Genomic DNA, 25,379 nt, shown 5'->3' with positions numbered 1-25,379 from the left:
CTCGCGGCGGCCTTTTTCGTTACCAGCCCTTGGGCTTGCCCTTGTTCTGCTCGTCGAGCCACGCCTTGAGCGGCGCAAAATACTCGACCATCGCCGCGCCAGACATCTCGCGGCTGCCGGTGAACGCCTCCAGCGCGTCGGGCCAGGGCTTAGACGCGCCCATTTCCAACATCGCGTTCAGCTTCGCGCCGACTTCCTTGTTGTCATAGAAAGAACAGCGGTGGAGCGGCCCCTTCCACCCCGCCTGATCGCATGCAGCCTTGTAGAACTGGAACTGCAACAGCCGGGCGAGGAAGTAGCGGGTGTAGGGCACATTCGCCGGGATATGGTATTTCGCGCCCGGATCGAACTTGGTCTCGTCCCGCTTCACCGGGGGCGTAATACCCTGATATTGCAGGCGCAGCGCGTCCCACGCACCCTGATAGCCGCCCGCGGGAATGCCACCCGAGAACACGCCCCAGCGCCATTTGTCGATCAGCAGCCCGAACGGCAGGAACGCGACCTTGTCCATCGCCTGACGCAGCAGCAGCCCGGTGTCCTTGTCCGCGCTCGGCACCTTGCTTTCGTCGAGCAGACCGACCTGGACCAGATAGTCGGGCGTGATCGACAGCGCCGCAAAGTCGCCAATCGCTTCGTGGAATCCGTCATTGGCGCCATCGCGATACAGGATCGGCAGCTTGTTATAGGCACGCTGATAGTAATTATGCCCCAGCTCGTGCTGGATGGTGATGAAGTCGTCCGAATTGACCTTGATGCACATCTTGATGCGCAGATCGTCGACATCGTCGAGGTTCCACGCCGAGGCATGGCATTGCACCTCGCGATCGGCCGGCTTCACGAATTGCGAACGCGTCCAGAACGTCTCCGGCATCGGATCGAAGCCGAGCGACGAGTAGAACGCCTCGCCGGTCTTCACCATCTTGATCGCGTCATAATCCTTGGCAACCAACAGCTCGCCAATGTCATAGCCCACATCGCCTGCTCCCGGGGGCGCGACGACATCGTAGATGTTACCCCATTCCTGCGCCCACATATTGCCGAGCAGGTCGGCGCGGATCGGCCCGGTCTTGGACTGCACCGCATCGCCATATTTTTCGTTCAGCTTCCAGCGCACATAGGTGTGCAGCGATTCATAAAGCGGCTTCACCTCGTTCCACAGCTTGTCGGTGAGCTTGGCGAATTCCTCCGGCGGCATGTCGTAATTCGACCGCCACATCGACCCGACGTCCTTGTAGCCCAGCTCGCGCGCGCCTTCATTCAGCAGCCCGACCGAGCGCTGATAGTCCTGCCGCTGCGGCGCGCCGACATTGTCGTGCCAGCTGGTCCACATTTCCTTGAGCTCGTCGGGGTTGCGATTGGTGCCCATCGCGGCCTCGATGTCGCTCCCGCTGATCGGTTGCCCCTTCAGCGTCCCCTTGCCGGTACCATAGACCGTCTGCATGCCGGTCTGCAGGTTCGACAGCGCGGCGGCCGCGCCATCGCGCGTCGGGGCCGGCGAGGTGATGCGCGAGCGCAGGATGTTCAGCTGGCGCCTTGTATCGGGCGACAATCCCTGAACCTTGTCATATTTGGCCGCTTCGAGCGCAAAGCGAACCGCCATCTCGGTCCCCTTCGCCCCGCTCTTGGCGACCAGCGCCGACGTGTCGTCATTGATATAGGTGGCGTAGAGCCAGGCAATCCGCGCGGCATCGAGCGAATAGTCCTTATACTCGGCCTCGGCACGCTTCAGAAACGCGTCCGCTGCGGCGGGCGTGGCGGCACCTGCGGGGGCGGCGGCCTTCTGGCTCTGCGCCGAGCCGGGGCTGGCCAGCAGCATGGCAAGCGCGATCGTCGAAATTCCGGTGCGGATCATCAATCCCTCGATTGTTTGTAAGTGGATGACCGCAACCTGCGCCTGCCCCAGGACGGGGTCAAGTCGTCAGGAATGATACGATTGCATCGGCCAGCTCAGGCCGCGTCACCGCGCTCATATGGTTGCCGGGGATTTCGACGAAGCGCGCATCGGGCAGCATCGCGACAAGGCCGGTGAACGACCCCACCTCGTCATCCTCCACCCCCGCGACCACCAGCACCGGCAGGTCGAACCCGGCCAGGGCCTGGGGCGGCGTATCCACAAATGTGTCGAGGATGCCGAGCAGCGCCACCGGGTCGCCCCCGGTGGTCTTTAGAAACGCCTGCGACATGAACTGCTTGTCGCCGCGCACGAAGCTGCCAAAGCCGGTGAGCACGCTGCGGAAGAATCCCGTGCGGCGCCCCGTATCGGTCACCCCCTCATCGCCCAGACCCGACAGCACGACGCGGCGCGGCCGGGGCGCAACACCGCGCGCCAGCACCCGCACCGTCGTCCGCGCGCCCAGCGAATAGCCGCCAAGATCGTAATCGGTAAGGCCAAGATGCGCGATCAGCGCCTCCGCATCCCGCGCCAGCGCATCGGGCGGATAGGCGGCGGCGTCGTGCGGCCGGGCGCTCTGCCCATGCGCGCGCAGGTCGGGCATGATCACCCGGAACCCCGCCGCCGCCAGCTTCGCCGCCGTGCCATATTTGATCCAGTTGGTCTGGGCGTCAGAGAAAAAGCCGTGGATCAGCACCAGCGGCCGCCCCTCCCCCATCTCGCGCCATGCCAGCTGCTGGCCGTCGAAGCTCTCGAACATGTTCACTGTGTCGGTCATGCCAGCCTGATGCACCGGATCGCTGCTACGGGAAAGACCGCGCACTTGCGTTTGGCGCAATCGCCCCCGTCGCGAAATGCAACTAATAGCAGTGGCATTCTATAAGCATGCTTATTATATCGCCGCTTATGACCGACTCACTCGGATTCCTGATCAGCGACGTCTCCCGCCTGCTCCGCAAGCGCTTCGATGAGCGCGCGCGCCTGATTGGCGTCACCCGCCAGCAATGGCGGACGCTCAGCGTCCTCAAGCGGCATGAGGGGAGCAATCAGGGCATGCTCGCCGAGCTGCTCGAGGTCGAACCGATCACGCTAGGCCGGATGATCGATCGGCTCGAGGAAGCGGGCTGGGTCGAACGCCGCCGCGATCCGGGCGACCGCCGCGTTTGGCGCATCCATCTGACCGAGGCCGCACAGCCAGTTCTGCTCCAACTCAAGACCATCGCCGACGCGCTGTTCGTCGATGCGGCCGAGGGCATCCTCCCCGCCGACCAAGCCAAGCTCCACGCGCTGCTCGAACAGCTCCGCTCCAATCTCTCGACCGACCAGTCCAATGAGGCCGCAAATGGCTGAAGCCGACCCCCGCATCGAAACCGTGACGACTGCAGACCCCGCTCCGGCCGAAAAGCCGCGCCGCAAGCTGCTGCGCCCGATCCTGATGTTCGGCGTGCCGTTGGTGGTCATCGCCGCGATCGCGCTGTGGTGGTCGCTGTCCGGCGGCACCGTCTCGACCGACAATGCCTATGTCCAGCAGGACAAGGTGTCGGTCGCGAGCGACGTTGCCGGACGGATCGTCGAGGTCGCGGTCAAGGAGAACCAGAGCGTCAAGGCTGGTGATCTGTTGTTCCGCATCGATCCCGAACCCTATCGCATCGCGGTCGCCCAGGCGGATGCCGCCATCGCCAATGCTCAGGTGCAGGTGACGACGCTGCAAGCGAACTACGAAGGAACCGGCGCCGATATCCAGGCCGCGCGCGACCGCATCGCGTCGGCACAGCAGGATTATGACCGGCAAAAGGCGCTGATGGACCGCGGCTTCACGACCCGCGCCCGCTTCGAACAGGCACAGCATGCGGTCGAACAAGCCCGTGCCAGCTATCAGAGCGCCCTTGCCGGCGCAGAGGAAGCGCGCGCCAAGTTGTCGAGCGGCAGCGCGGTGCCCGGCGTCAACCCCGCCATCGCCGCCGCCCGCGCCCAGCGCGCCAAAGCGCTGCTCGACCTTGAACGGACCGCGCGCCGCGCGCCGGTGGACGGTGTGATCAGCCAGGCCGACCGGCTTCAGGTCGGGCAGATGATGATGTCGGGCTTGCCCGCGGTGACCATCGTCCGCTCCGGCGGATCGTGGATCGAGGCGAATTTCAAGGAAACCGACCTTGCCGACATGCGCGTCGGCCAACCCGCCGAAGTCCGCTTCGACGCCTATCCAGGCCTGAAGCTCAGGGGCCATGTTGCCTCGATCGGGTCGCAGACCGGTTCGGAAACCTCGGTGCTTCCGGCCCAGAACGCCAATGGCAACTGGGTCAAGGTGACGCAGCGCGTGCCGGTCCGCATCGCGATCGACGAAAAGAGCCAGCGCCAGCTGATCGCCGGTCTCTCCGCCGAAGTCACGGTCGACACGAGCAAGTAAGCGCCACCCATGGCCAGCGCCGCCGTCCCCGCCGCCGATACGCCCCCTGCCCCGCCCCCGGCAGGTCAGGCGGCGCTCCCCGTGCGCAACAAGGGGCTGCTTACCTTTGGCGTGATGCTGGCGACGATCATGCAGATCCTCGACACCACCATCGCCAACGTCGCGCTGCCGCATATGCAGACCTCGCTCGGCGCGACGGCGGACACGATCACCTGGGTGTTGACCAGCTATATCGTCGCCTCGGCCATCGCGATTCCGATCACCGGCTGGGTGTCGGACCGGATCGGATCGCGCAACCTGTTCCTCATCTCGATCGTCGGCTTCATCATCGCCTCCGCTCTGTGCGGCGCGGCGCAGAGCCTCGAGCAGATGGTGCTGTTCCGCATCCTTCAGGGGATTGCGGCGGCATTCATGAACCCGCTCAGCCAGACCGTGATGCTCGACATCAACGCGCCAAAGGACCAGCAAAAGGCGATGGCAGTGTGGGGCATGGGCATCATGATCGGCCCGATCCTGGGGCCCGTGCTCGGTGGCTGGCTGACCGAGAATTTCAATTGGCGCTGGGTGTTCTATGTCAATTTGCCGCTCGGCGTGATCTGCCTCGTCATCCTGTGGTGGCTGTTGCCCAGCCGCCCGGTGCGCAAGCGCGCGTTCGACGTGTTTGGCTTCTCGCTGCTCGCCATCGGCATTGGCGCGCTCCAGCTGATGCTCGACCGTGGCCAGCATGCCGACTGGTTCTCCTCGCCCGAAATCTGGCTCGAGACGATCATCGCCGGCACCGCGATCTGGATGTTCGTCGTGCATATGGCGACAGGCAAGAACCCGATGTTCGAGCGCAGCCTTTGGAAGAACCGCAACCTGGTCACCGCGCTCGCCTTCATGCAGGTGGTTGGCGTGGTGATGATGGCGACGATGGCGCTGCTCCCGCCGATGCTCCAGACGCTCTACGGCTATCCCGTCATCGACACCGGTTTGTTGATGATGCCGCGCGGCGTCGGCGTGCTCATCACCATGGGCCTGTCGGCGCGACTGGTCGCGCGCGGAGTCGATCCGCGCCTGCTCGTCGGCACCGGCTTCGCGCTCGCCGCCTGGTCGCTGTGGGACATGACCAGCTGGACGCTGCAGATGGGGTCGACGCCCTTCATCGTCTCCGGTTTTGTTCAGGGCCTCGGTATGGGGATGATCTTCATGCCGCTCAACGGCATGGCCTTCGCCACCCTGCCCCCGCACCAGCGGACCGAGGCGGCGAGCCTCACCAACCTGTCGCGCAACATCGGCGCGTCGATCGGCATATCGCTCGTCACCACGATCCTCGCCCGCAGCACGCAGGTCAGCCACGCCGACCTTGCCCCGAATATCACGGCCGAACGCCTCCAGACCCTCGACCCCGGCCTGCTCGCCAATTTCGGCAGCCAGGCGGACGCGCTATTGGCGATGGCCAATGCCGAAGTGACGCGCCAGGCCGCGATGATCGCCTATCTCAACGACTTCCACGCGATGATGATCGTCACGGCAGCGTCGATCCCGCTGGTGCTGTTCCTCAAGCGGCCCAAGGCACCGATCGCGAACGATCCCGCCGCAGCCGGGCACTGACGATCCAGATCAGCGCGCCGAGCAGCGCCAGCGCCATATCCTTGGGCGCATCGAACATGTCGCCCTGCTGCCCATTATACTGCTCCGCGGCCTCCGGGCTGAGGCCCAGCGTCAGCATCCACTCGAAAATCTCGTAGAGCGCTCCGATCGCCAGCACGGCGAGAAGCATGAACGTCACCGCCATCCGCCGCGTCAGCCCGGCATGGCGCATCCCGGCCTCGACCAGCGGCAGCGCAAAGCACAGCCCCGAGGCGAAATGCACAAGCCGATCGAACATGTTGCGCTCAAAACCCAGCGCCGCATCGATGCTGAAGCCGAACACCGCCTGCCCCCAGGCATCGTACGGCACGCTGCTATAGGTCCAGCGCGCGGCGAACAGGTGCAGCAGCACGAAGCTGCACGCCCATCCCACGCTGGCGGTGCTGAACGGCCAGCGCCGCAGCGCCCACCATGCAAGCGGTACGCCCGCCACCACGGGCCCAACCTGCAACCACGTATTAGGCGGATAAGCCGCCCCCACCGCGCTCAGCGGCACGCCCGCAAGGCATGCGAGCAGCCACCAGCGTTGCGCGGCGGGGAGGCCCATGTGCGGGCGCTCAGCCCTTCTTCAGGTGACGACGGCCCAGCAGTTCGGCGATCTGCACCGCATTCAGCGCCGCGCCCTTGCGCAGATTGTCGCTGACGCACCAGAAGGCGAGGCCGTTCTCGACCGTCGAATCCTCGCGCACCCGGCTGACAAAGGTCGCATAGTCGCCGACGCACTCGACCGGCGTGACGTACCCGCCATCCTCGCGCTTATCGACCAGCATGATCCCGGGCGCCTCGCGCAGGATGCTCTGCGCGTCCTCCGCCGACAGCTCGCGCTCCAGCTCGACATGCACCGCCTCGGAATGGCCGACGAACACCGGCACGCGGACGCAGGTGGCGATCACCTTGACCTTGGGGTCGAGGATCTTCTTGGTCTCGACCACCATCTTCCACTCTTCCTTGGTCGATCCGTCGTCCAGGAAGCTGTCGATATGCGGGATCACGTTGAACGCGATCTGCTTGGTAAACTTCCTCGCCTCGGCGCTGTCGCCGACAAAGATGTTGCGCGACTGTTCGAACAGCTCGTCCATCCCCTCTTTGCCCGCGCCGGACACCGACTGATAGGTCGCGACGACCACGCGCTTGACCGTCGCGGCATCGTGCAGCGGCTTCAAAGCGACGACCATCTGCGCGGTCGAGCAGTTCGGGTTGGCGATGATGTTCTTGGCCTTGTAGCCGTCGATCGCCTCCGGGTTCACTTCCGGCACGATCAGCGGCACGTCGGGGTCCATGCGATAGAGCGACGAATTGTCGATCACGGTGCAGCCCGCCTTGGCGAAGCGCGGTGCGTGAACCTTGGTCGCCTCGCTCCCGATCGCGAACAGCGCCATGTCCCAGCCGGTGGGGTCGAAATGCTCGATATTCTGGATCTTATACTGTTTCCCGGTGTCGCCGAAATCGACCATGTCGCCGGTCGAGCGCGAGGAGGCGAGCACCGCCAGCTCGTCGATCGGAAACTCGCGCTCGGCCAGAATGGCGAGCATCTCGCGCCCGACATTGCCGGTGGCGCCTGCGACTACGACACGATAACCCATCAATAGACCCTTTCATGCGGTCGAGCCGCCCGGAATACGGGCAGGCACATAGTCATTCTTCGGTGGGAAGTCAGCGGCCCTGCATGGCCAGCCTTCGGAAATGTTTCGCGGCGGATACCCGAACCGACGCGACGGGCCTGTCAGCGGCGGGTCGCGGGCCGGGTGGTGATAATGGGCCGTTTTCGAAACATCGCCGCGCCCCTAGCAGCACTATTGCGCGCGGGACAGTGAAATTCTTCTTTTCTTACAGCAAAGCAAGGGTTGGGTGCTGAAGCGGGTTGTGCGGTGGACGACGGCGCGTCGCCTCGCCTATGACCCGGCACATAAGAGGAGACCCGATCTTGGCCAACCATTTCGTCCGTCCCGACACCCGCGCCTTTCTCGACATGCTCGCCGCGATGCCGCAAATGCCCTCGCCGCCCCAGCCCGAGGCGTATCGCGCGCAATATCTGGCGATGAAGGATCTGGTCGACCTGCCGCTGGGAGAGCTGGCGACGATCAAGGACCTCACCATCCCCGGCCCCGCCGGCCCAATCCCCGCCCGCCTATTCGACGTGCGCGAACGCCGTGAACCCGGCCCGGTCGTGCTGTTCTTCCATGGCGGCGGTTTCGTCATTGGCAGCATCGATAGCCATGCGAACTTCACCGCGGAAATCAGCCGCCAGCTAGATCTGCCGGTCGTATCGATCGACTATCGCCTGGCACCCGAAAACCCTTGGCCTGCCGCATCGGATGATTGCGAGGCAGCGGCGCGCTGGGTCGCCTCAAACCCGGCCGAGCTGGGCCGTGCGGTCACCGCGATCGCGCTGGCGGGCGACAGCGCCGGGGGCCAGATCGCCGCGGTTGCCGCGATCGATCTGCGCGACGCCCCCGCCGCGGTGCCGGTGATCGGCCAGCTGCTGATCTACCCCGCCGCCGATTTCAGCGGCGACTACCCGTCCGCTGACCATTTTGGCGAAGGCTATTTGCTCACCGCCGAGGGTATGGCGTGGTTCAACGAATGCTATGCCGCCGATGTCGAACATCCCCGCGCCTCGCCGATGCGGCATGCAACGCTGGAGGGGCTGCCCCCCGCGCTCGTCCTCACCGCCAGCCTCGATCCGATCCGCGATCAGGGCCGCGCCTATGCCGGCGCGCTCGCGGCGGCAGGCGTGCCGGTCGTGTTCCGTGAGGCCGTGGGCAATATCCACGGCTTCATCACCCTGCGCCGCGCGATCCCCTCCGCCCAGGGCGATGTCGCGGGCATGCTCGTCGCGTTCCGCGCACTGCTGACCGAGGCTGAGGCGAACCGCGTGATGGCGCAGGCCGCCGCATGATCGACCGTGCTGCCCTTCCCTATCGCCCTTGCGCCGGGGTGATCCTGCTCAACCGCGAGGGCCAGGTGTTCGTCGGCCAGCGGCTCGATTCGACGCTGGAGGCGTGGCAGATGCCGCAAGGCGGGATCGATCCCGGCGAAGACCCGCTCGACGCCGCCTATCGCGAGCTGTGGGAGGAAACCGGGGTCCAGCGCGACCATGTCGAACTGCTCGCCGCGCCGGAGATCGAGCTGGAATATGACCTGCCCGACGACCTGATCGGCAAGGTGTGGAAGGGCAAATGGCGCGGCCAGCGCCAGCGCTGGTTCCTGTTCCACCTGACCGCCGGGGACGAGGCGATCGACATCGCCACCGCCGAGCCCGAGTTTCGCGCGTGGCGCTGGCTCGACCCGCGGGAGCTTCCGGACGTGATCGTGCCGTTCAAACGTGATCTCTATCTCGACATCCTGCGCATTTTCGCCGAGCCGCTCGGCCTCGAGCAGGGGGGTGTACGGTAATGCCGAACCGCACTCGATCTTTGGCCGGGAATCGGGTAGTAACCGGTTACATGCGCAGCTTCCTGTTCCTTCTGCTCGCAGCCCCGCTGCTGCTGGCCAACACCGACACGACCGGCACCGCGCCGCAGGAGGCCGCCCCGCCCCCACCGCCCAATCAGTCGGTCGAGCGCTCGTCGGAGGTAAAGGCGATGCTGGATGCGGCGATGAAGGCGGGTGACGAGGGCGCGGTCAACGCGATCGTCAAATATGCCAAGGCCGCCGACAAGGAGCGCGCCGCCCAGTTTGAAAAGACGGCAAGTGCATGGAAGCGCGAACGCAAGGAAGCGGCCGAACGGCGTCTGCGCGAGGCCAAGTTTCTCGACCTAGTCAAGGGCCGCGCGGAGCTGGGCGGCTATTTCACCACCGGCAATACCGAAACGCTCGGCCTGACCGGCATTCTCGATCTCAAGCGCGAAGCGCTGCGCTGGCGCCACAAGTTCCGCGTGCAGGCCGATTATCAGGAAAGCCTCGGTCAGACGGTGCGCGAGCGCTATCTCGCGGCGTACGAGCCCAATTGGAAGATCGACGACCGCGCCTATGTCTATGGCGCGGCACAGTTCGAAAGCGACCGGTTCCTCGGCTTTGACGAGCGTTATGCGATCTCGGCCGGAGCGGGCTATTCTGCGGTCAAGTCGCCCGCGCTGACGCTCGACCTCGAGCTCGGCCCGGCTTTCCGCTACACCGAGTTCGTGACCGCGCCGACCGAACGGCAGATCGCCGCACGCGGCAAGCTCGACCTGGATTGGAAGATCAGCAGGGGCGTGACCTTCAGCCAGGACGCCTCGGCATTCGTCGAGCAGCAGAACAGCACGATCACCGGCAAATCCGCGCTGCGCGTCAAGCTGTTCGGCCCGTTTTCGACCCAGATGTCCTATGCGGTAAACTATGAAAGCGCGCCGCCAAATGGTCGCAAAAGCACCGACACGACGACCCGCGCGTCGCTGCTGGTGGATTTCTGACGCGCCGAACACCGGTATCTTTTGATACTTTTCCGACGCCGGGGGTTCACCCCGCTGAGATCAGCCGATAGACCACCCCCATGGGGCTGAACGCAATCGAAGCCGCCGCCGTCGAGGCGGCCCGCGCCGCACCGATGCTGGCGCAGGTCGAGCGCTGGGTCGCGGTCAACAGTGGCACCCGCAACCTCGATGGGCTGACGACGATGGCAGGGCTGCTTGCCGACGCCTTTGCCGCACTGCCGGGCAACCTAGCGCTGGTTGAACCCGCGCCGGTCGAGATGGTCGATAATAGCGGCACCGTGCAATCGCTCGCCCATGGCCGCCATCTGCATCTGTGCGTGCGGCCTGAGGCCCCGGTGCAGATGCTTTTCACCGGTCACATGGACACCGTCTTCCCCGCCGATCACCCATTCCAGACCGCGACCTGGTTGCCCGACGGCATCCTCAACGCCCCCGGCGCGGCGGACATGAAGGGCGGGCTGTCACTGATGCTCGCCGCCCTTCGCGCGGTCGAGGATACGCCCGCCGCCGCGCGCTTCGGTTACGAGGTCGTGATTAACTCCGATGAGGAAACCGGCTCCTTCGCCTCGGCAGCGCTGATCGCACAGGCCGCGAAGAACAAGGTCGCGGCGCTCACCTATGAACCCGCGCTGCCCGACGGCACGCTGGCGGGCGCGCGCGGCGGCACGGGCAACTTCTCGATCGTCGTGCGCGGGCGCAGCGCGCATGCCGGTCGCAACCCGCGCGACGGCCGGAACGCGCTGGTCGCCGCCGCCGATCTCGCACTGCGCCTATCGCAGCTGATGACCGACGACCTGTCCGTCAACCCGGCACGGATCGAAGGGGGCGGGCCGAACAATGTCGTCCCCGATCTCGCGATCCTGCGCGTCAATTTCCGCCCCGCCTCGCCCGACGCCATCCAGCGCGCCGGAGCAGCCGTCCAAGCCCTCGCCGACGCGATTGCTGCCGAACACGACGTGTCGGTTCATGTCCATGGCGGCTTCAACCGCCCGCCCAAACCGCTCGACCCGGGGGCCGAACGGCTGTTCGGCCTGGTCAAGCAAGCCGGTGCCGATCTCGACATCCCCGTCGCGTGGAAGGCGACCGGCGGGGTGTGCGACGGCAACAACATCGCCGCGTGCGGCGTGCCCGTCGTCGACACGATGGGCGCGCGCGGCGGCGCCATTCATTCGCAGGAGGAATTTCTGATCCCCGACAGCCTGCCCGAACGTGCCGCCCTCTCGGCGCTGACCATCCTGCGCATCATCGAAAAGGGCCGCGTATGACCTTCATCATCCGCCCCGCCCGCGCCGACGACCTTCAGCATCTCTACGAGATGGCCAAGCTCACCGGCGGCGGCTTCACCAACCTCCCCCCCGAAAAACCAGCGCTCAAGACCAAGCTCGAGCGCAGCGCCGAGGCGTTCGCGCGCACCGACGATGCGAAGAAGGATGAGCTGTTCGTCCTCGTCCTCGAAAACACCGCGACGCAGGAGGTGCGCGGCACCTGCCAGATCTTCACCCAGGTCGGCCAGCGCTGGCCCTTTTACTCGTACCGCATGGGCACGGTGACCAAGCATAGCGAGGCGCTCAATCGCACCTTCCGCGCCGAAATCCTCAACCTCGTCAACGATCTGGAGGGCGCAAGCGAGGTCGGTGGTCTGTTCCTCCACCCGGGCGAGCGCGCCGGGGGCCTCGGCATGCTGCTCGCGCGCAGCCGTTACCTGTTCATCGCGATGCACCGTGCACGTTTCGCCGACCGCATCCTCGCCGAGCTGCGCGGGGTGATCGACGAGGCCGGCGGATCGCCCTTTTGGGACGGCGTCGCGGGCCGCTTCTTCGGGATGAGCTTCCAGCAAGCTGACGAATTCAACGCGATCCACGGCAACCAGTTCATCGCCGACCTGATGCCGCGCCACCCGGTCTATACCGCGATGCTCACCGAACATGCCCGCAGCGTGATCGGCGTCCCCCACCCCTCCGGCCGTGCGGCGATGCGGATGCTGGAGCATGAAGGGTTCGCGTTCGAGAATTACATCGACATCTTCGACGGCGGCCCGACGATGACCGCCCGGACCGACCATGTGATGACGATCCGCGACTGCCGGACCCAACCGGTCGCGGACATCGCACCAGGCGGCGACGCGAGTATCATCGCCCGCGGCACGCTCGGCGACTTCCGCGCCTGTCATGGTCGGATCACGTGTGGAGCGGAGGGCGTGACGCTCGACCCCGCCGCCGCCGCTTTGCTCGACGTCACGGCGGGGCAGGACGTGTGCCATGCCCCGCGTTGAGATCAACTTCGATGGCATCATCGGGCCGAGCCACAATTACGCCGGCCTCAGCCACGGCAACCTCGCCGCCACGCGCAATCAGGGCGCGGTGTCGCAACCCCGTGCGGCCGCGCTGCAGGGGATCGCGAAGATGGGCGCCAACCTGGCGCTCGGGCTGACCCAGGGCATCCTCCTGCCCCATGCCCGCCCCGACCATCGCTGGCTCGACAGCCTTGCCACCGACTACGCCGAAGCCGCGCCGCACCTTCAGGCACAGGCGCTGTCGGCCTCGGCAATGTGGGCCGCCAACGCCGCAACCGTGTCCCCCGCGCCCGACACCGCCGATGGCCGCTGCCACCTGACCGTCGCCAACCTCGTGACGATGCCGCATCGCAGCCATGAGTGGCCCGAAACGCTCGCCCAACTCCGCCTAGCCTTCGCGCACGACGCCTTCCGCGTCCACGGTCCCGTCCCCGCCCCGTTCGGAGATGAGGGCGCGGCCAATCACATGCGCCTGGCCCCCGAGCATGACGCGCCGGGCATCGAGATCTTCGTCTATGGCGTCAGCGGCGGCCCCTTCCCCGCGCGCCAGCATCGCGAAGCCAGCGCAGCCGTGGCCCGCCGACACGGCCTCGACCCCGAACGGACGCTGTTCGTCCAGCAATCGGAAGAAGCGATCGCCGCCGGCGCCTTCCACAACGACGTCGTGGCCGTGGCCAACGCCAACGTCCTGTTCGCGCACGAACTGGCCTTCGCCGACAAGGACGCCTTCTACGCCGACCTGCGCCGCCTGATGCCCCGCGTCGAGATCGTCGAGGTTCCCGCAGCAGAGGTCAGCCTCGCTGACGCGATCAGTTCCTATCTGTTCAATGCCCAGCTGGTGACGCTGCCCGGTGGCGAGACCGGGCTCATCCTGCCCACCGAGGCCCGCGATACACCGTCCGTATGGGGCTGGCTCCAGCGCCACGTTGCTGGCAATGGCCCGATCCGGCATCTGGAGGTGGTCGACGTGCGCCAGTCGATGGCCAATGGCGGCGGCCCTGCCTGCCTGCGCCTGCGCGTCGTCGCGGACCCCGCCACCGTCGATCCCCGCTTCCTGGTCGATTCAGCCAAGCTCGACCGGATCGCTACAGTGATCGAGGCGCACTGGCCCGCGGGAATCGCACAGGATCAAATTGGCGACCCCGCGCTCATCGCCCATATCGCCGCCGCGCGGGCCGCCCTGCTCGACGCGCTCGGCATCGATCCGGCGAATCTGTCGGGTTAATTGACAGGTAACCATAGCCGTTAACGCGAAACCCGCCAATTCCGTATTTGGCCCGGGTCTTGCGTAACGATTTCCATGCTGTCACGCATCAAACGCCTCTTCACCATCAAGACCAGATTCGAGGCGTTTGCCGTGATCTACGGCCTTGGGGTCGGGGCGGTCGATCGCGGCATTCACTATCTGGAGCAATATCCCGGCTTTGGCGGATGGCTGCTGTTCGCGGTCTGCCCCATCGCGGTGTTCATGGCGGGCGCGCGGATCCTCGATTCGCTCGATGCCGGGATCGAATAGGCAATTTTATCGGACGGCCTGTCGGGGGACGGGCCGGATGGGGAGATGAGAGTGCGGTTGTTTCGGGGCATGTTCACGGCACTGGCGGCGCAGGCGCTGCTGATCGTGGCGGTGGCGGGTGGGCTGCTGTTGTGGAACGTCTACACCAGCAGCGAGCGCCTGCTACGCAATCGCGATGTCGAGCATCTTGAAACCTTTGCCGCGCTGGCAGCTGAAGCGGCGACGGCGGGCAAACCGTTCGACCGCATCGTCGCAGAGCTGGATAAGCGCGATCCGATCATTCTGGGTAATCGCGTGGCCATTGTCGGCGCTGGCGACCGGCTGCTCGGCGGTCCGGTTGCGGGTCCGGCGCTGATCGAGCGCCCGGTCGTCGTCAACGGCACGACCGTAGCGCGTGCCCGCGTCGTGCGCCCGCCACAGCTCAGCGACCGCGACCGCGCGTTGCTGCGCGACCATTATATCGGCATCGGCGCGATCCTGGCGGGCATCCTCGCCCTGCTGCTCGGGGTCGCGTATTGGCTTGCGGGACGTTGGTCGAGACCACAGCAGGAACTGCTGCGGCTCAGCCATGAGGTGGCCGATGGCGATGGCGACATTCATTTCGAAGAGCGCGGCCCGCGTGAGATTGTCGGCACGATGCGCAATTTGCGCCGTATCGCCAACCGCTTCGAACGGATCGAAACGGCGCGTCGCACCTGGCTGGTGATGATCGCAGAAGAGCTGCGCGAGCCGATTGCCTCACTCGGCGGACGCCTCGAAACGTTGCAGGAAGCCCTGACCGCCGAACCCGAATTCAAGGCGGCGATCGAAGCCGACCAGAACCGCCTCGCGCGCATGGCCGAGGACCTGCACGCCGTCGCGCTCGCCGATCTGGGCCGCCTCCCGCTGCGCTTTGCCGATGTCGATCCCCGCGCGCTGATCCACAACGCGATCTGGAGCCACAGCAAGCGCGCCGAGGCGGCCGGCGTGCGGCTCGAAACCAGCAACCTGCCCCCCTATACCATCCTGGTGAAATGGGACGCCGAGCGGATCGAGCAATTGTTCGGCGCGCTGATCGAAAACAGCATGCGCTATGTCCCGCGCGGCGGCCGCATCGTCCTCGGCCTCGAAAGCCAGCGCGACGCGTGGCGCCTCATCGTCGACGACAATGCGCCGGGCATCGACGTGCAGCTCGCCCAGCAATTGTTCGAACCCTTCTACCGCGCCAATGCCAAGGATACGCCCGGCGGATCGGGCCTCAGCCTCGCCACCGCCCGCGCAATCGTGGAAGGGCATCACGGCCGGATCGAGGCGAGCAACTCTCCGATCGGCGGCCTGCGCATCACTGTGGTCCTGCCCGCATCCCCGCCGATGGCGTGAGGCAGGAGCGACCGCTCTCTTCTTAGCCCCTCCCGCTTGTGGGAGGGGTTAGGGAGGGTCCTCTTCTGTTTCTTCGTAGAGCCCGCGCCCCTGCGCCTCACTCAAACTCCAAAATCGCCGCGTCCACCGCCAGGCTGTCGCCCGCGGCAAAGTTGATCGCCTTGACCACGCCTGCCTTCTCGGCGCGCAGGATATTCTCCATCTTCATCGCCTCGACCACCGCCAGCGGCTGCCCGGCCTCGACCTTCTCGCCCTCGCCCACCTCGATCCGCGTCAGCAGCCCCGGCATCGGCGCGAGCAGGAACCGGCTCATGTCCGGCGGAATCTTCTCGATCATGTGGCGGGCAAGTTCCGCAACGCGCGGCGCATAGACCTTCACGTTATGCGACGCACCGCGTGCGCGCAGCATCCACCCGGCGCGGGTGCGCTTGACCCCGACGCTCAACAATTCCTCGCCATCGATACGGAATTGCGCGAGCCGCTGCCCCGGCTGCCAGCCAGTGGCAATGTCGAGCGGCGCCTCGTTCGGGTCGAAATTGACCAGCATCCCTCCGGCATGGCTATCGACACTGATGTCGAACCGCTCGGCGCCGATCAGCACGACGCGCGCGCTCGACAGGGTCGGCGTCGCAAGCTGCCCCGAAATCTCCACCGCCCGCGCAGCCTGAATCAGGTCCAGCACCGTCGCCACCGCCGCGAGTTTGCGCAGCAGCGCCGCATCGGCCGGAGCGCCCTCGAACCCCTCGGGATATTCCTCCGCGATAAAACCGGTGGTCAGCGCCCCCGACCGGAAGCGCGGATGCTGCATCAGCGCCGACAGGAAATCGATATTGTTGCCCAGCCCCTCCAGCTCGAACCGGTCGAGCGCCGCGACCTGCAGATCCGCCGCCTCCTCGCGCGTCGGTGCCCAGGTGATCAGCTTGGCGATCATCGGGTCATAGAACATGCTGACCTCGCCCCCCTCGGCAACGCCATCGTCGACGCGGACATAGCCCTCCCCGCCGACAGCGCCATAGGGAGTCTCCTGCGCCGCCGGGGGCGCATAGCGCACCAGCCGCCCGGTGCTCGGCAGAAACCCGCGATACGGATCCTCGGCATAGACGCGATTCTCGATCGCCCAGCCGGTCAGCGTCACCTCATCCTGCGTAAACGCCAGCCGCTCGCCCGCCGCGACCCGGATCATCTGCTCGACCAGATCGAGCCCCGTGATCGCCTCGGTCACCGGATGCTCTACCTGCAGTCGCGTGTTCATCTCCAGGAAGTAGAACCCCTCCCCGGTCTTGTCGGCGCCGCTGACGATCAGCTCGACCGTCCCGGCGCTATAATACCCAACAGCCCGCGCCAGCGCGACCGCCTGCTCGCCCATCTTGCGGCGCATCTCGGGCGTGACGAAGGGCGATGGCGCTTCCTCGACCACCTTCTGGTGCCGCCGCTGGATCGAACATTCGCGCTCGCCGAGATAGACGATATTGCCATGCTGGTCGCCGATCAGCTGGATCTCGATATGGCGCGGCTGTTCGATGAACTTCTCGATGAACACGCGATCATCGCCGAACGACGCCAGCCCCTCGCGCTTGGTCGCCTCAAAGCCCTCGCGAACGTCCTGCTCGCTCCACGCCAGCCGCATCCCCTTGCCGCCGCCGCCCGCCGACGCCTTCATCATCACCGGAAAGCCAATTTCGCTCGCGATCTTCACCGCCTCGTCGGTATCGGCAATCTCGCCCAGATAGCCGGGAACGACATTGACCCCCGCCGCCTTGGCGAGCTTCTTGGACTCGATCTTGTCCCCCATCGCCGCGATCGCATTGGCCGGTGGCCCGACAAAGGCGATCCCCGCCTCCGCACACGCCTTGGCAAAGCTCTCGCGCTCCGACAGGAAGCCATAGCCCGGATGGATCGCATCCGCGCCGGTAGCCTTGGCCGCGGCCAGGATCAGCTCAGCCTTGAGATAGCTCTCGCTGGCAGGCGCCGGCCCCAGCCGCACCGCCTCGTCCGCCATCAACACATGCGGCGCCCGCGCATCGGCATCGGAATAGACCGCGACGGTGGCGATCCCCATCCGCTTGGCGGTGCGGAATACGCGGCAGGCAATCTCACCACGATTGGCGACCAGGATTTTCTTGAACACCCTTCACTCCCCTCCCGCTTGCGGGAGGGGCCGGGGGAGGGCCTGTCCGCACGCGGTGCAATCTGTTGTGAGGGACAGGCCCTCCCCTAACCCCTCCCGCGAGCGGGAGGGGGATTTAACTCGTCAAGTTCGTACTTCTCGGCGTTCACGCTACCTTCGGTGCCGGCGCACTGCGCAGCAGCCCCTCGGTACTTAGATCCTCGTCAATCTCCGGCCAGTGGATGCCGTAACCCGCGCCCGCCAGCTCCCACTTCGCCCGCTGCTCGACCGTCGCGCGCAACAAGCGGGGATACCAGGCGAGCGGCGCCGAGATGGTGCGTCCATCCATCAGATCGACGATCGGGCTGTGCGCGTCGCAGCGGATGTCCAGCACCCGCTCGTCGGTGACTTTAGCCGAAATATTCATGCCACGCCTCCACAACCGTGGTTCGATTCTGCTCATTCATCGCGACAATCTCAAACCTTGTCCCGTATGATTTTTGAGAACTCTTCCTGCAACGATTTCCAATTCTCGCCAAAATGAGCCTGCCGATGATCGTTCGGACAGAGAGCGATAACATTCCCCATCGTATCAGCGCCCTCTTCCGAAAGACTAATAACATGATGGGCCTCAAGAAATGGATTTCCGCTTACAGTAAGAAAACTTGATGAGCCACAATACTCGCAACGGCCATTCGCCCTTTCCAAAACCCTCTTGCGGATGCGCTGGTCACGCACATACGAACCAGCCATACGCTTCCTATATTCTGGATCTTCGTTTCCAAAATCAGTTTCGATGTCATTTATGGCAGATCGATCATTCTGTATCTGCCTTTCTGCTGATCGCGTAATCCAAAAGCTATGCTTATTTGCCTGCAAACGCACCCCGATTTGTTCGCAGTAGTTGGAAAGCTGCAGCTCGAGAGGCTCATTCTCCAAGGCGTCGAATCCAAGAACCCGCGTTATTGCAGCCCGCGCAACGCTTCCACTTCTGGTACCGACTGATTTACGATAGGATTTTACCGAATTATTCGCGTACCCGACGAATTTTGCCGGCGCAAAAACGAGGGAGGGTCCATAACGAAAGGGTAAAAACACCTTCCCCCGAGCCACGAGATCACTAGCCTCGTCCCTATCAAGATTTCCATCATGGATCGCATCCGCAAGAATCTGTGCATTATCCATGATTTGGTCTTGTTGAGTTACAAGTTCCATTGGCTCACTCCGCCGCCTCCAGCTCCGCCTTCACCTCACCCGCCATCGCCCGCATCCCGAGCCGAGCAAACAACGCCGCGTCTTTGTCGTCGCCAGCATTACCGGTGGTCAGCAGCTTGTCGCCGGTGAAGATCGAGTTTGCCCCCGCCATGAAGCACAAGGCCTGCGTCTCATCGCTCATGCTCTCGCGCCCGGCGGAGAGGCGCACCATCGATTCCGGCATCGTGATCCGCGCCACCGCGACCGTGCGCACGAACTCGATCTGGTCGATCTTCGCCAGCGGCGTGTCGTGGAGCATGTCGCCCAGCACCGTGCCCTTGACCGGCACCAGCGCGTTCACGGGCACGCTCTCGGGATGCATGGGCAGCGTCGCCAGCGCGTGGATAAAGCCGACGCGATCCGCCCGCGTCTCGCCCATCCCGACGATCCCGCCACAGCACACGTTGATCCCCGCCTCGCGCACATGGTCCAGCGTTTCCAGCCGGTCCTCGAACGTCCGCGTGGTGATCACCTCGGCATAGCGTTCGGGCGACGTGTCGATATTGTGGTTGTAGTAATCCAGTCCGGCATCGGCGAGCTGCGCCGCCTGCCCCTCGGTCAGCATGCCCAGCGTCATGCAGGTTTCCATGCCCATCTGGCGCACCCCGCGTACCATCTCGACGATGGCGGGCATGTCGCGGTCCTTGGGGTTGCGCCACGCCGCGCCCATGCAGAAGCGCGACGAGCCATTATCCTTCGCCTGCGCCGCCGCCTGGAGCACCGCGCGCACATCCATCAGCTTGGTCGCCTTCAGCCCCGTCTCGGCATGGGTCGACTGGTTGCAGTACCCGCAATCCTCCGGACACCCGCCGGTCTTGATGCTGAGCAGCGTCGACAGCTGCACCTCATCCGCCGCGAAATGTGCGCGGTGGACGGTGGCGGCCTGATAGACCAGCTCCATGAACGGCAGGTCGAACAACGCGGCGATCTCGTCGCGGGTCCAGTCGGTACGGGTGCTCACATCAAAACCTTGATCCAAGAGTAAAGAAAGCCGCCGACCCCGATGCCCAGGAACATCATCGCCCCCTGATTGGTCAGCCAAGCGGAGCGCGGTACCGGCACGTTACGCTGACGCGAACGCAAAATCGACGCCGTACAGCTCAGCGCGCACAGCCCCGAAATGGCCAGAAACACGGTCAGTCCCGCAATAATGGGTCCGGGAATCTTCTGCCCCTGCGGCGACTGCGCGATCGACAGAATGCCGCCAAGGCCCAACAACGCCAGCGACAGCAGATGCTTCGAATAATCGTAGAGCAGCATCTCTTTGTCGAACCCGGGCTCCGGGTCCGGCTTGACGACCTCCGCGCTCATTTCGCGACAGCCTGCCTGACCAGCCGCTCCAACGCTGGGCCTTCCGCCGGCGAAAAGCCGTAGGAGGTGTAGATCTGCCGACCGTGCCGGTCGAACAGGTAGATGCGCGGAAGCCCGACCTTCCCTTCCGGGATATCGCGCAGGTCTTTCCCGATGAGCGTGCGGTAGGCCGGCACGTCGGCAATCACGTAATCGGTGTCACCCAGCCCCGACCGGCTCAGAAACTGCGTCATCGCGGCCTGTGGTTGATCGGGGTCCGGGTTTCCCTCCCGGCGATTGATATAGATGAAGTTGTATCGATCGCCGAGTTCGGCCCTGATCTTTCTGAGATAGGGTGCCTCGACCAGACAGGGCATGCACCAACTTGCCCAGAACGCGATCAAGGTCGGCTTGCCCGGTGCAACGCGCGACCCCAGCTGGATCGATGCGCCGCCCTTTGATGTCAGCGGCACCTTGGCGATCGTCGCGATCGACCTGCCCGCCGTCGGTGCACTTTGCTGCGCACCGACAGCGTTGCCGATCAGCAGTGCTGCCGCCAGGGCCACGGCCATGCATAGGCGATTTGCAGCAACGATCACTCCGCAGCCTCCTTTTCCGGCGGCATATTATGGCCGAGCAGGGTCAGCACCTCCGCCGCAGCATTGACCAGATTGGTGCCCGGGCCAAAGATCGCCTGAACGCCCGCGTCGCGCAGGATCTGATAATCCTGCGCCGGGATCACCCCGCCCGCGATCACCTTGATGTCGGCACGCCCCGCATCGCGCAGATGGCCGATCAGCTGCGGGATCAGCGTCTTGTGCCCCGCCGCCAGGCTGGAGACCCCGACCACATCGACATCCTCGGCCAGCGCCAGCTCGGCGGCTTCCTGCGGCGTCTGGAACAACGGGCCGGGCACGACCTTGAAGCCCAGATCGCCGAACGCAGAGGAGACCAGATTGGCCCCGCGGTCATGCCCATCCTGCCCCATCTTCGCGACCAGCATCCGCGGCGCGCGGCCCAGCCGCCGCCCCGTCGCGGCGACGCCGCCCTTCAGCCGCTCCCAGCTCTGGTCCGCGTCATAGGCGCCGCCATAGACGCCCTTGACCGGGGTCGGCACCGTCCCGTGCCGCCCGAACACATCCTCCATCGCCGTGCTGATCTCGCCCAGCGTCGCGCGGTGCCGCGCCGCCACGACCGCCAGTTCGAGCAGATTGCCATTGCCCCGCGCGCCCTCACGCAGCGCATCCAGCGCCGCCTGACACGCCGCTTCGTCGCGCTCCGCCTTGACCCGCGCGATCCGCGCCACCTGTGCCTCGCGCACGGCGTGGTTGTCGACGTCGAGAATGTCGATCGGGTCTTCCTCGGCCTTGCGGTATTTGTTGACCCCGACGATCACCTGCTCGCCCCGGTCGATCCGCGCGGCGGTGGCGGCGGCGGCTTCCTCGATCATCGCCTTGGGCCAGCCGGCGGCAACCGCCTTGGCCATCCCGCCCTCGGCCTCGACCCGCTCGATGATCGCCCACGCCTTGTCGACCAGCTCCTGCGTCAGCGCCTCGACATAATAGCTGCCGCCCAGCGGATCGACGACATTGGTCATCCCCGTCTCTTCCTGGATCACCAGCTGGGTATTGCGCGCGATCCGCGCGGAGAAATCGGTCGGCAGCGCAATCGCCTCGTCCAGCGCATTGGTGTGCAGGCTCTGCGTCCCGCCCAGCATCGCCGCCATCGCCTCGATCGTCGTGCGGATGACGTTGTTGTACGGGTCCTGCTCGGTCAGCGACACGCCGCTGGTCTGGCAGTGGGTCCGCAGCATCTTGCTGCGCTCATCCTTCGCGCCCAGCTGGGTCATCACGCGATGCCACAACACCCGCGCCGCCCGCAATTTAGCGACTTCCATGAAGAAGTTCATACCGATTGCGAAGAAGAAGCTGAGCCGCCCGGCAAATTTGTCGATGTCGAGGCCGCTGGCAACGCCGTACTTCACATATTCCATGCCGTCGGCGATGGTGAAGGCCAGCTCCTGCACCTGCGTCGCCCCGGCCTCCTGCATATGATAGCCGGAGATCGAAATGCTGTTGAATTTCGGCATGTTGGCCGACGTATATGCAAAAATATCTGAAATGATCCGCATCGACGGCTCGGGCGGGTAGATGTAGGTGTTGCGGACCATGAACTCCTTCAGAATGTCGTTCTGAATGGTCCCATCGAGCAGGCTCTGATCGACCCCCTGCTCCTCCCCCGCGACGATGAAGAAGGCAAGGATCGGGATCACCGCACCGTTCATCGTCATCGAAACAGACATCTGGTCGAGCGGGATCCCGTCGAACAGGATCTTCATGTCCTCGACGCTGTCGATCGCGACGCCCGCCTTGCCGACATCGCCGGTCACGCGCGGATGATCGCTGTCGTATCCGCGATGCGTCGCCAGATCGAACGCGACCGAGAGCCCCTTCTGCCCCGCCGCCAGGTTGCGGCGATAGAATGCGTTGGATTCCTCGGCGGTCGAAAAGCCCGCATATTGCCGGATCGTCCAGGGCCGCCCGGCATACATCGACGCCCGCACCCCGCGCGTGAACGGCGCGAAACCCGGCAGGCCGGGGTCCGCCGTCACATCCTCCGCCGTATAGAGCGGCTTGACGTCAATCCCCTCCGGCGTGTGCCACGTCAGGTCGCGGCCCTTCACTTCCTTGTCGGCCAGCGCCTTCCACTCGGCGGGGGTGGGCTTGTCGGTCATACGCGAAACATCCGTTTGTGCTGAGCTTGTCGAAGCACCGCCCCCGTCATTTCGGTCATGCCCGGCCCTTCGACAGGCTCAGGGCAAACGGAGGGCGGTACGTAGCTCACTTACCCTTGAACTCCGGCGCCCGCTTGCCGAGGAACGCCATCACGCCTTCGCGAAAATCCTCGGTCTTGCCCGCAATCCGCTGATGTGCCGCCTCAACGCTCAGCGTTTCCGACAGCGTGTTGTTGAGCGCCGCCTTGATCTGCGCGCGGATCAGGCCCAGCGCGATGGTCGGCTTGGCCGCCAGCGTCGCAGCGAGCTTGCCTGCCTCCGCCATCAGCGCGTCGTCCTCGACCACGCGCGCGACCAGCCCCGCATCCTTGGCGTCATCGGCGAACATCTTCTCGCCCAGCAGCGCCATTTCCAGCGCCTTGGCCCGCCCCGCCGACTTGGCGACCAGCCACGTCGCGCCGCAATCGGGCACCAGCCCGATATTGCTGAACGCCAGCAGCAGATAGGCGCTCTTCGCCATCACCACGATGTCGCCGCCCAGCGCGATGCCGACGCCAGCACCCGCCGCCGGCCCGTTGATCGCGGTGACGATCGGGATCGGCAGCTTCGACAGCGTTTCGGCCAGCGGGTTGTAATGAAACTCCAGGCTCTCGGCCGGATCGACCGGCCCGCGATCCATCCGCCCGGCCAGATCCGCGCCCGAACAGAACGCCCGCCCTTCGCCGGTCAGCAGCACCGCCCGCGCGCCCTCATTCACCGCGCGCAGCAACGACGCGCGGATCAGGTCGAGCATGTCGAACGTCACCGCATTCAGCCGCTCGGGCCGATTGAGGCGGATCGTCGCGACGCCTTCTTCGAGGCTGTAAAGGACGCTGTCGTCAGACATTCGCAAAACCCCCTTCGTCACCCGGGACTTGTTCCGGGGTCCACTCATCCACACGCGCATCGCTCACCATCAACACCCGCGCTTGCCGCCCGGTGGACCCCGGCACAAGGCCGGGGTGGCAATTAGTGGCTAGCACGCGGGCTCTCCATGATCTCGGTCAGCACCCCGCCCATGTCGCGCGGATGGACGAAGAAGATCAAGGTCCCATGCGCCCCGATGCGCGGCTCGCCCAACACCCGCGCGCCCTTGCCCTCGAACCACGCCTTGGCCGCGTGAATATCCGGGACTTCGTAGCACAGGTGATGCTGCCCGCCCGCCGGGTTCTTCGCCAGAAACCCGTGGATCGGCGAGTCCGCGCCCAGCGGCTCGATCAGTTCGATCTGCGTGTTCGGCGTATCGACGAAACACACCTTCACCCCCTGCGCCGGCAGGTCGAAGGGTTCATGGATCGTCTCCGCCCCCATCACATCGCGATAGAAGGCGATCGAGTCCACGATCGACGGCGTCGCAACGCCGATATGGTTCAGGCGGCCGAGTTTCATGGCGTCACTTCCCGGTTCAACATGACAGCCGCGACTCCTTCTGGACCGGCATGAACTTGCCATCGCGATATTCATAGCGTTCGACGAACTTCGCCGTCCCGCTCGCCTGCACCGCGAACGACTTGCCCTTCACGATATCGGTGATCTTGCCCTCAAGCCGGATCAGCGGTTCGCCGCCAAAAGTCTTGCCGGTCGTCTCATCGACCGCGCCCTCATTCGATGACGACAGCCATACCCGCTCCGACTGGACCGGCCCATCGGGCTTCAACTCGGTGATCGACGCCCCGCCGCACGAATAGCCCTGCGCCGTGTCACCGCTTTCGACATAGATCGCCGGGTTGTCGGTGAATTCGTTAGTCACGCGCCACTCCGGCTCCGCACCCCAGCCGGAGCCACGCACCAGCGTCGGCCATTGGCCCGTCACCGCAAACCCGTCGCCCTGTGGCTTCAGATAAGCGATCGCCAGCGCCCCCGAACAGGCATGGCAGTCGGACTCATTCGCGCCAGGGCTCAGCAGCACTGCAGTATCGCCGGTCCACAACAGCTGGCCCGGCTTCACATTGATGACACCCGCATCGTCTTCCTGCACCTGCGCCGCACCATCCTTGCCATAGGCGGTGCGGAAGGCGAGCTTGAGTTGCTCAGACTCGGGCAAGGCGCGGACGCCGGTCGGCGTAGGGGTCGCGGACGACGTTGGCGCGGTCGTGTTGCCGCTTTCCGGTGGTTGCTGGCAGCCCGCCAATGCGGCCGCCAATGCGATGCCGACATAATTTAGGCGACCGAAACTCACGATGAGAACTCGGCGCGCCCAAGCGCAGTCACGTCGCCATCAGAAACGAAAACCCCAGGAAGCCGATGTAAAGCGCCGCCACTAGCACCACCGCTGCGCTCAACAGTTCCCGCGCAAAACGCAGCGGTCGATCCCGCCGAGCGATGACCTCGCCGCGCACACGGATATGATCGGATAGCAACCCGTCCGACAGAACGCCGCTGGCCTTGAACACGCCGAAGGCCGCAATCGCGAGCAGAATGAAGCCCAGTCCGATCATGGGGCAT

General features: G+C 65.2%; 26 protein-coding genes. 11 read left to right on the top strand and 15 right to left on the bottom strand.

What is annotated here, in order from left to right; genetic code table 11:
* Nucleotides 1-19 precede the first annotated feature (19 nt).
* On the bottom strand, nucleotides 20-1,852 hold the full coding sequence (locus ACRYLO_RS04975) for a M2 family metallopeptidase (protein WP_482659156.1): 1,833 nt from the start codon (nucleotides 1,850-1,852) through the stop codon (nucleotides 20-22).
* Between the two features lie 58 nt (nucleotides 1,853-1,910).
* Nucleotides 1,911-2,669, bottom strand: coding sequence for an alpha/beta fold hydrolase (locus tag ACRYLO_RS04970; RefSeq protein WP_482659155.1), 759 nt, complete (start codon nucleotides 2,667-2,669; stop codon nucleotides 1,911-1,913).
* Between the two features lie 128 nt (nucleotides 2,670-2,797).
* Here ACRYLO_RS04970 and ACRYLO_RS04965 point away from each other — a divergent pair, with 128 nt between their 5' ends.
* From ACRYLO_RS04965 to ACRYLO_RS04955, 3 genes are read left to right on the top strand one after another with little or no spacing between them, the layout of a single operon-like run.
* Entirely contained in the window at nucleotides 2,798-3,241 is a 444-nt protein-coding gene (locus ACRYLO_RS04965) for a MarR family winged helix-turn-helix transcriptional regulator (RefSeq protein ID WP_482659154.1), read from the top strand.
* Entirely contained in the window at nucleotides 3,234-4,295 is a 1,062-nt protein-coding gene (locus tag ACRYLO_RS04960) for an HlyD family secretion protein (RefSeq protein WP_482659153.1), read from the top strand. The genes ACRYLO_RS04965 and ACRYLO_RS04960 overlap by 8 nt, the downstream gene beginning before the upstream one ends.
* Nucleotides 4,296-4,304: 9 nt before the next feature.
* Entirely contained in the window at nucleotides 4,305-5,888 is a 1,584-nt protein-coding gene (locus ACRYLO_RS04955; RefSeq protein ID WP_482659152.1) for a DHA2 family efflux MFS transporter permease subunit, read from the top strand.
* On the opposite strand, the gene ACRYLO_RS04950 is transcribed toward ACRYLO_RS04955, so the two are convergent.
* Entirely contained in the window at nucleotides 5,836-6,474 is a 639-nt protein-coding gene (locus ACRYLO_RS04950) for a DUF2238 domain-containing protein (protein ID WP_482659151.1), read from the bottom strand. The two genes, ACRYLO_RS04955 and ACRYLO_RS04950, sit on opposite strands and share 53 nt — an antisense overlap.
* 10 nt (nucleotides 6,475-6,484) lie before the next feature.
* The gene (locus tag ACRYLO_RS04945) at nucleotides 6,485-7,510 is read right to left on the bottom strand and encodes an aspartate-semialdehyde dehydrogenase (RefSeq protein WP_482659150.1); all 1,026 of its coding nucleotides are present in this window, start codon (nucleotides 7,508-7,510) and stop codon (nucleotides 6,485-6,487) included.
* A gap of 341 nt (nucleotides 7,511-7,851) precedes the next feature.
* Between ACRYLO_RS04945 and ACRYLO_RS04940 the strand changes: the two genes are divergently transcribed.
* From ACRYLO_RS04940 to ACRYLO_RS04905, 8 genes are all read left to right on the top strand, one after another.
* Nucleotides 7,852-8,826, top strand: a complete 975-nt coding sequence (locus ACRYLO_RS04940; protein ID WP_482659149.1) for an alpha/beta hydrolase — start codon at nucleotides 7,852-7,854, stop codon at nucleotides 8,824-8,826.
* The gene (locus ACRYLO_RS04935; RefSeq protein WP_482659148.1) at nucleotides 8,823-9,323 is read left to right on the top strand and encodes an RNA pyrophosphohydrolase; all 501 of its coding nucleotides are present in this window, start codon (nucleotides 8,823-8,825) and stop codon (nucleotides 9,321-9,323) included. Before ACRYLO_RS04940 ends, ACRYLO_RS04935 begins: the two co-directional genes overlap by 4 nt.
* A gap of 50 nt (nucleotides 9,324-9,373) precedes the next feature.
* The gene (locus ACRYLO_RS04930; protein ID WP_482659147.1) at nucleotides 9,374-10,321 is read left to right on the top strand and encodes a DUF481 domain-containing protein; all 948 of its coding nucleotides are present in this window, start codon (nucleotides 9,374-9,376) and stop codon (nucleotides 10,319-10,321) included.
* Between the two features lie 80 nt (nucleotides 10,322-10,401).
* A complete protein-coding gene (locus tag ACRYLO_RS04925; protein ID WP_482659146.1) occupies nucleotides 10,402-11,607 on the top strand; it encodes a hydrolase in 1,206 nt (401 codons plus the stop codon).
* Entirely contained in the window at nucleotides 11,604-12,614 is a 1,011-nt protein-coding gene (locus ACRYLO_RS04920; RefSeq protein WP_482659145.1) for an arginine N-succinyltransferase, read from the top strand. Before ACRYLO_RS04925 ends, ACRYLO_RS04920 begins: the two co-directional genes overlap by 4 nt.
* Nucleotides 12,601-13,860, top strand: a complete 1,260-nt coding sequence (locus ACRYLO_RS04915; RefSeq protein ID WP_482659144.1) for an N-succinylarginine dihydrolase — start codon at nucleotides 12,601-12,603, stop codon at nucleotides 13,858-13,860. Before ACRYLO_RS04920 ends, ACRYLO_RS04915 begins: the two co-directional genes overlap by 14 nt.
* A 75-nt stretch (nucleotides 13,861-13,935) precedes the next feature.
* Nucleotides 13,936-14,151: a hypothetical protein gene (locus ACRYLO_RS04910; protein ID WP_066662717.1), complete on the top strand. Its 216-nt coding sequence runs from the start codon at nucleotides 13,936-13,938 to the stop codon at nucleotides 14,149-14,151.
* Nucleotides 14,152-14,202: 51 nt separating this feature from the next.
* Nucleotides 14,203-15,510: a sensor histidine kinase gene (locus tag ACRYLO_RS04905; protein ID WP_482659143.1), complete on the top strand. Its 1,308-nt coding sequence runs from the start codon at nucleotides 14,203-14,205 to the stop codon at nucleotides 15,508-15,510.
* Between the two features lie 97 nt (nucleotides 15,511-15,607).
* Here ACRYLO_RS04905 and ACRYLO_RS04900 read toward each other — a convergent pair whose 3' ends face one another.
* The 11 genes from ACRYLO_RS04900 to ACRYLO_RS04850 form a co-directional block, all read right to left on the bottom strand.
* Nucleotides 15,608-17,638, bottom strand: coding sequence for an ATP-binding protein (locus ACRYLO_RS04900; protein WP_482659142.1), 2,031 nt, complete (start codon nucleotides 17,636-17,638; stop codon nucleotides 15,608-15,610).
* 145 nt (nucleotides 17,639-17,783) lie between these two features.
* The gene (locus ACRYLO_RS04895; protein WP_482659141.1) at nucleotides 17,784-18,044 is read right to left on the bottom strand and encodes a DUF2442 domain-containing protein; all 261 of its coding nucleotides are present in this window, start codon (nucleotides 18,042-18,044) and stop codon (nucleotides 17,784-17,786) included.
* A 50-nt stretch (nucleotides 18,045-18,094) separates the two neighbouring features.
* Nucleotides 18,095-18,832 (bottom strand): HNH endonuclease, encoded by a 738-nt coding sequence (locus tag ACRYLO_RS04890; RefSeq protein WP_482659140.1) that lies wholly within the window; start codon nucleotides 18,830-18,832, stop codon nucleotides 18,095-18,097.
* Between the two features lie 4 nt (nucleotides 18,833-18,836).
* A complete protein-coding gene (bioB, locus tag ACRYLO_RS04885; protein ID WP_482659139.1) occupies nucleotides 18,837-19,832 on the bottom strand; it encodes a biotin synthase BioB in 996 nt (331 codons plus the stop codon).
* A complete protein-coding gene (locus tag ACRYLO_RS04880; protein ID WP_482659138.1) occupies nucleotides 19,829-20,182 on the bottom strand; it encodes a hypothetical protein in 354 nt (117 codons plus the stop codon). The genes bioB and ACRYLO_RS04880 overlap by 4 nt, the downstream gene beginning before the upstream one ends.
* Nucleotides 20,179-20,760: a TlpA family protein disulfide reductase gene (locus ACRYLO_RS04875; protein ID WP_482659137.1), complete on the bottom strand. Its 582-nt coding sequence runs from the start codon at nucleotides 20,758-20,760 to the stop codon at nucleotides 20,179-20,181. Before ACRYLO_RS04875 ends, ACRYLO_RS04880 begins: the two co-directional genes overlap by 4 nt.
* Nucleotides 20,757-22,895, bottom strand: coding sequence for a methylmalonyl-CoA mutase (gene scpA, locus ACRYLO_RS04870; RefSeq protein ID WP_482659136.1), 2,139 nt, complete (start codon nucleotides 22,893-22,895; stop codon nucleotides 20,757-20,759). Before scpA ends, ACRYLO_RS04875 begins: the two co-directional genes overlap by 4 nt.
* 106 nt (nucleotides 22,896-23,001) lie before the next feature.
* Nucleotides 23,002-23,781, bottom strand: a complete 780-nt coding sequence (locus tag ACRYLO_RS04865; protein WP_482659135.1) for an enoyl-CoA hydratase-related protein — start codon at nucleotides 23,779-23,781, stop codon at nucleotides 23,002-23,004.
* Nucleotides 23,782-23,903: 122 nt separating this feature from the next.
* The gene (mce, locus tag ACRYLO_RS04860; RefSeq protein WP_482659134.1) at nucleotides 23,904-24,323 is read right to left on the bottom strand and encodes a methylmalonyl-CoA epimerase; all 420 of its coding nucleotides are present in this window, start codon (nucleotides 24,321-24,323) and stop codon (nucleotides 23,904-23,906) included.
* A 16-nt stretch (nucleotides 24,324-24,339) separates the two neighbouring features.
* Complete coding sequence (locus tag ACRYLO_RS04855; protein ID WP_482659133.1) at nucleotides 24,340-25,113, bottom strand: hypothetical protein; 774 nt, start codon at nucleotides 25,111-25,113, stop codon at nucleotides 24,340-24,342.
* Nucleotides 25,114-25,141: 28 nt separating this feature from the next.
* Nucleotides 25,142-25,372: a hypothetical protein gene (locus ACRYLO_RS04850; protein WP_482659132.1), complete on the bottom strand. Its 231-nt coding sequence runs from the start codon at nucleotides 25,370-25,372 to the stop codon at nucleotides 25,142-25,144.
* Nucleotides 25,373-25,379 lie beyond the last annotated feature (7 nt).

The organism is Sphingomonas sp. SDUR79, assembly GCF_056821745.1.
This window is presented reverse-complemented; position numbering and strand designations above follow the sequence as displayed.

Coding starts and splice junctions, on each gene's coding strand:
- ACRYLO_RS04950 (WP_482659151.1), bottom strand. CDS start 6,474: ATGGGCCTCCCCGCCGCGCAACGCTGGTGGCTGCTCGCATGCCTTGCG.
- ACRYLO_RS04915 (WP_482659144.1), top strand. CDS start 12,601: ATGCCCCGCGTTGAGATCAACTTCGATGGCATCATCGGGCCGAGCCAC.
- ACRYLO_RS04965 (WP_482659154.1), top strand. CDS start 2,798: ATGACCGACTCACTCGGATTCCTGATCAGCGACGTCTCCCGCCTGCTC.
- ACRYLO_RS04930 (WP_482659147.1), top strand. CDS start 9,374: ATGCGCAGCTTCCTGTTCCTTCTGCTCGCAGCCCCGCTGCTGCTGGCC.
- ACRYLO_RS04925 (WP_482659146.1), top strand. CDS start 10,402: ATGGGGCTGAACGCAATCGAAGCCGCCGCCGTCGAGGCGGCCCGCGCC.
- ACRYLO_RS04975 (WP_482659156.1), bottom strand. CDS start 1,852: ATGATCCGCACCGGAATTTCGACGATCGCGCTTGCCATGCTGCTGGCC.
- mce (WP_482659134.1), bottom strand. CDS start 24,323: ATGAAACTCGGCCGCCTGAACCATATCGGCGTTGCGACGCCGTCGATC.
- ACRYLO_RS04895 (WP_482659141.1), bottom strand. CDS start 18,044: ATGAATATTTCGGCTAAAGTCACCGACGAGCGGGTGCTGGACATCCGC.
- ACRYLO_RS04890 (WP_482659140.1), bottom strand. CDS start 18,832: ATGGAACTTGTAACTCAACAAGACCAAATCATGGATAATGCACAGATT.
- scpA (WP_482659136.1), bottom strand. CDS start 22,895: ATGACCGACAAGCCCACCCCCGCCGAGTGGAAGGCGCTGGCCGACAAG.
- ACRYLO_RS04945 (WP_482659150.1), bottom strand. CDS start 7,510: ATGGGTTATCGTGTCGTAGTCGCAGGCGCCACCGGCAATGTCGGGCGC.
- ACRYLO_RS04920 (WP_482659145.1), top strand. CDS start 11,604: ATGACCTTCATCATCCGCCCCGCCCGCGCCGACGACCTTCAGCATCTC.
- ACRYLO_RS04955 (WP_482659152.1), top strand. CDS start 4,305: ATGGCCAGCGCCGCCGTCCCCGCCGCCGATACGCCCCCTGCCCCGCCC.
- ACRYLO_RS04910 (WP_066662717.1), top strand. CDS start 13,936: ATGCTGTCACGCATCAAACGCCTCTTCACCATCAAGACCAGATTCGAG.
- ACRYLO_RS04850 (WP_482659132.1), bottom strand. CDS start 25,372: ATGATCGGACTGGGCTTCATTCTGCTCGCGATTGCGGCCTTCGGCGTG.
- ACRYLO_RS04880 (WP_482659138.1), bottom strand. CDS start 20,182: ATGAGCGCGGAGGTCGTCAAGCCGGACCCGGAGCCCGGGTTCGACAAA.
- ACRYLO_RS04970 (WP_482659155.1), bottom strand. CDS start 2,669: ATGACCGACACAGTGAACATGTTCGAGAGCTTCGACGGCCAGCAGCTG.
- ACRYLO_RS04865 (WP_482659135.1), bottom strand. CDS start 23,781: ATGTCTGACGACAGCGTCCTTTACAGCCTCGAAGAAGGCGTCGCGACG.
- ACRYLO_RS04935 (WP_482659148.1), top strand. CDS start 8,823: ATGATCGACCGTGCTGCCCTTCCCTATCGCCCTTGCGCCGGGGTGATC.
- ACRYLO_RS04960 (WP_482659153.1), top strand. CDS start 3,234: ATGGCTGAAGCCGACCCCCGCATCGAAACCGTGACGACTGCAGACCCC.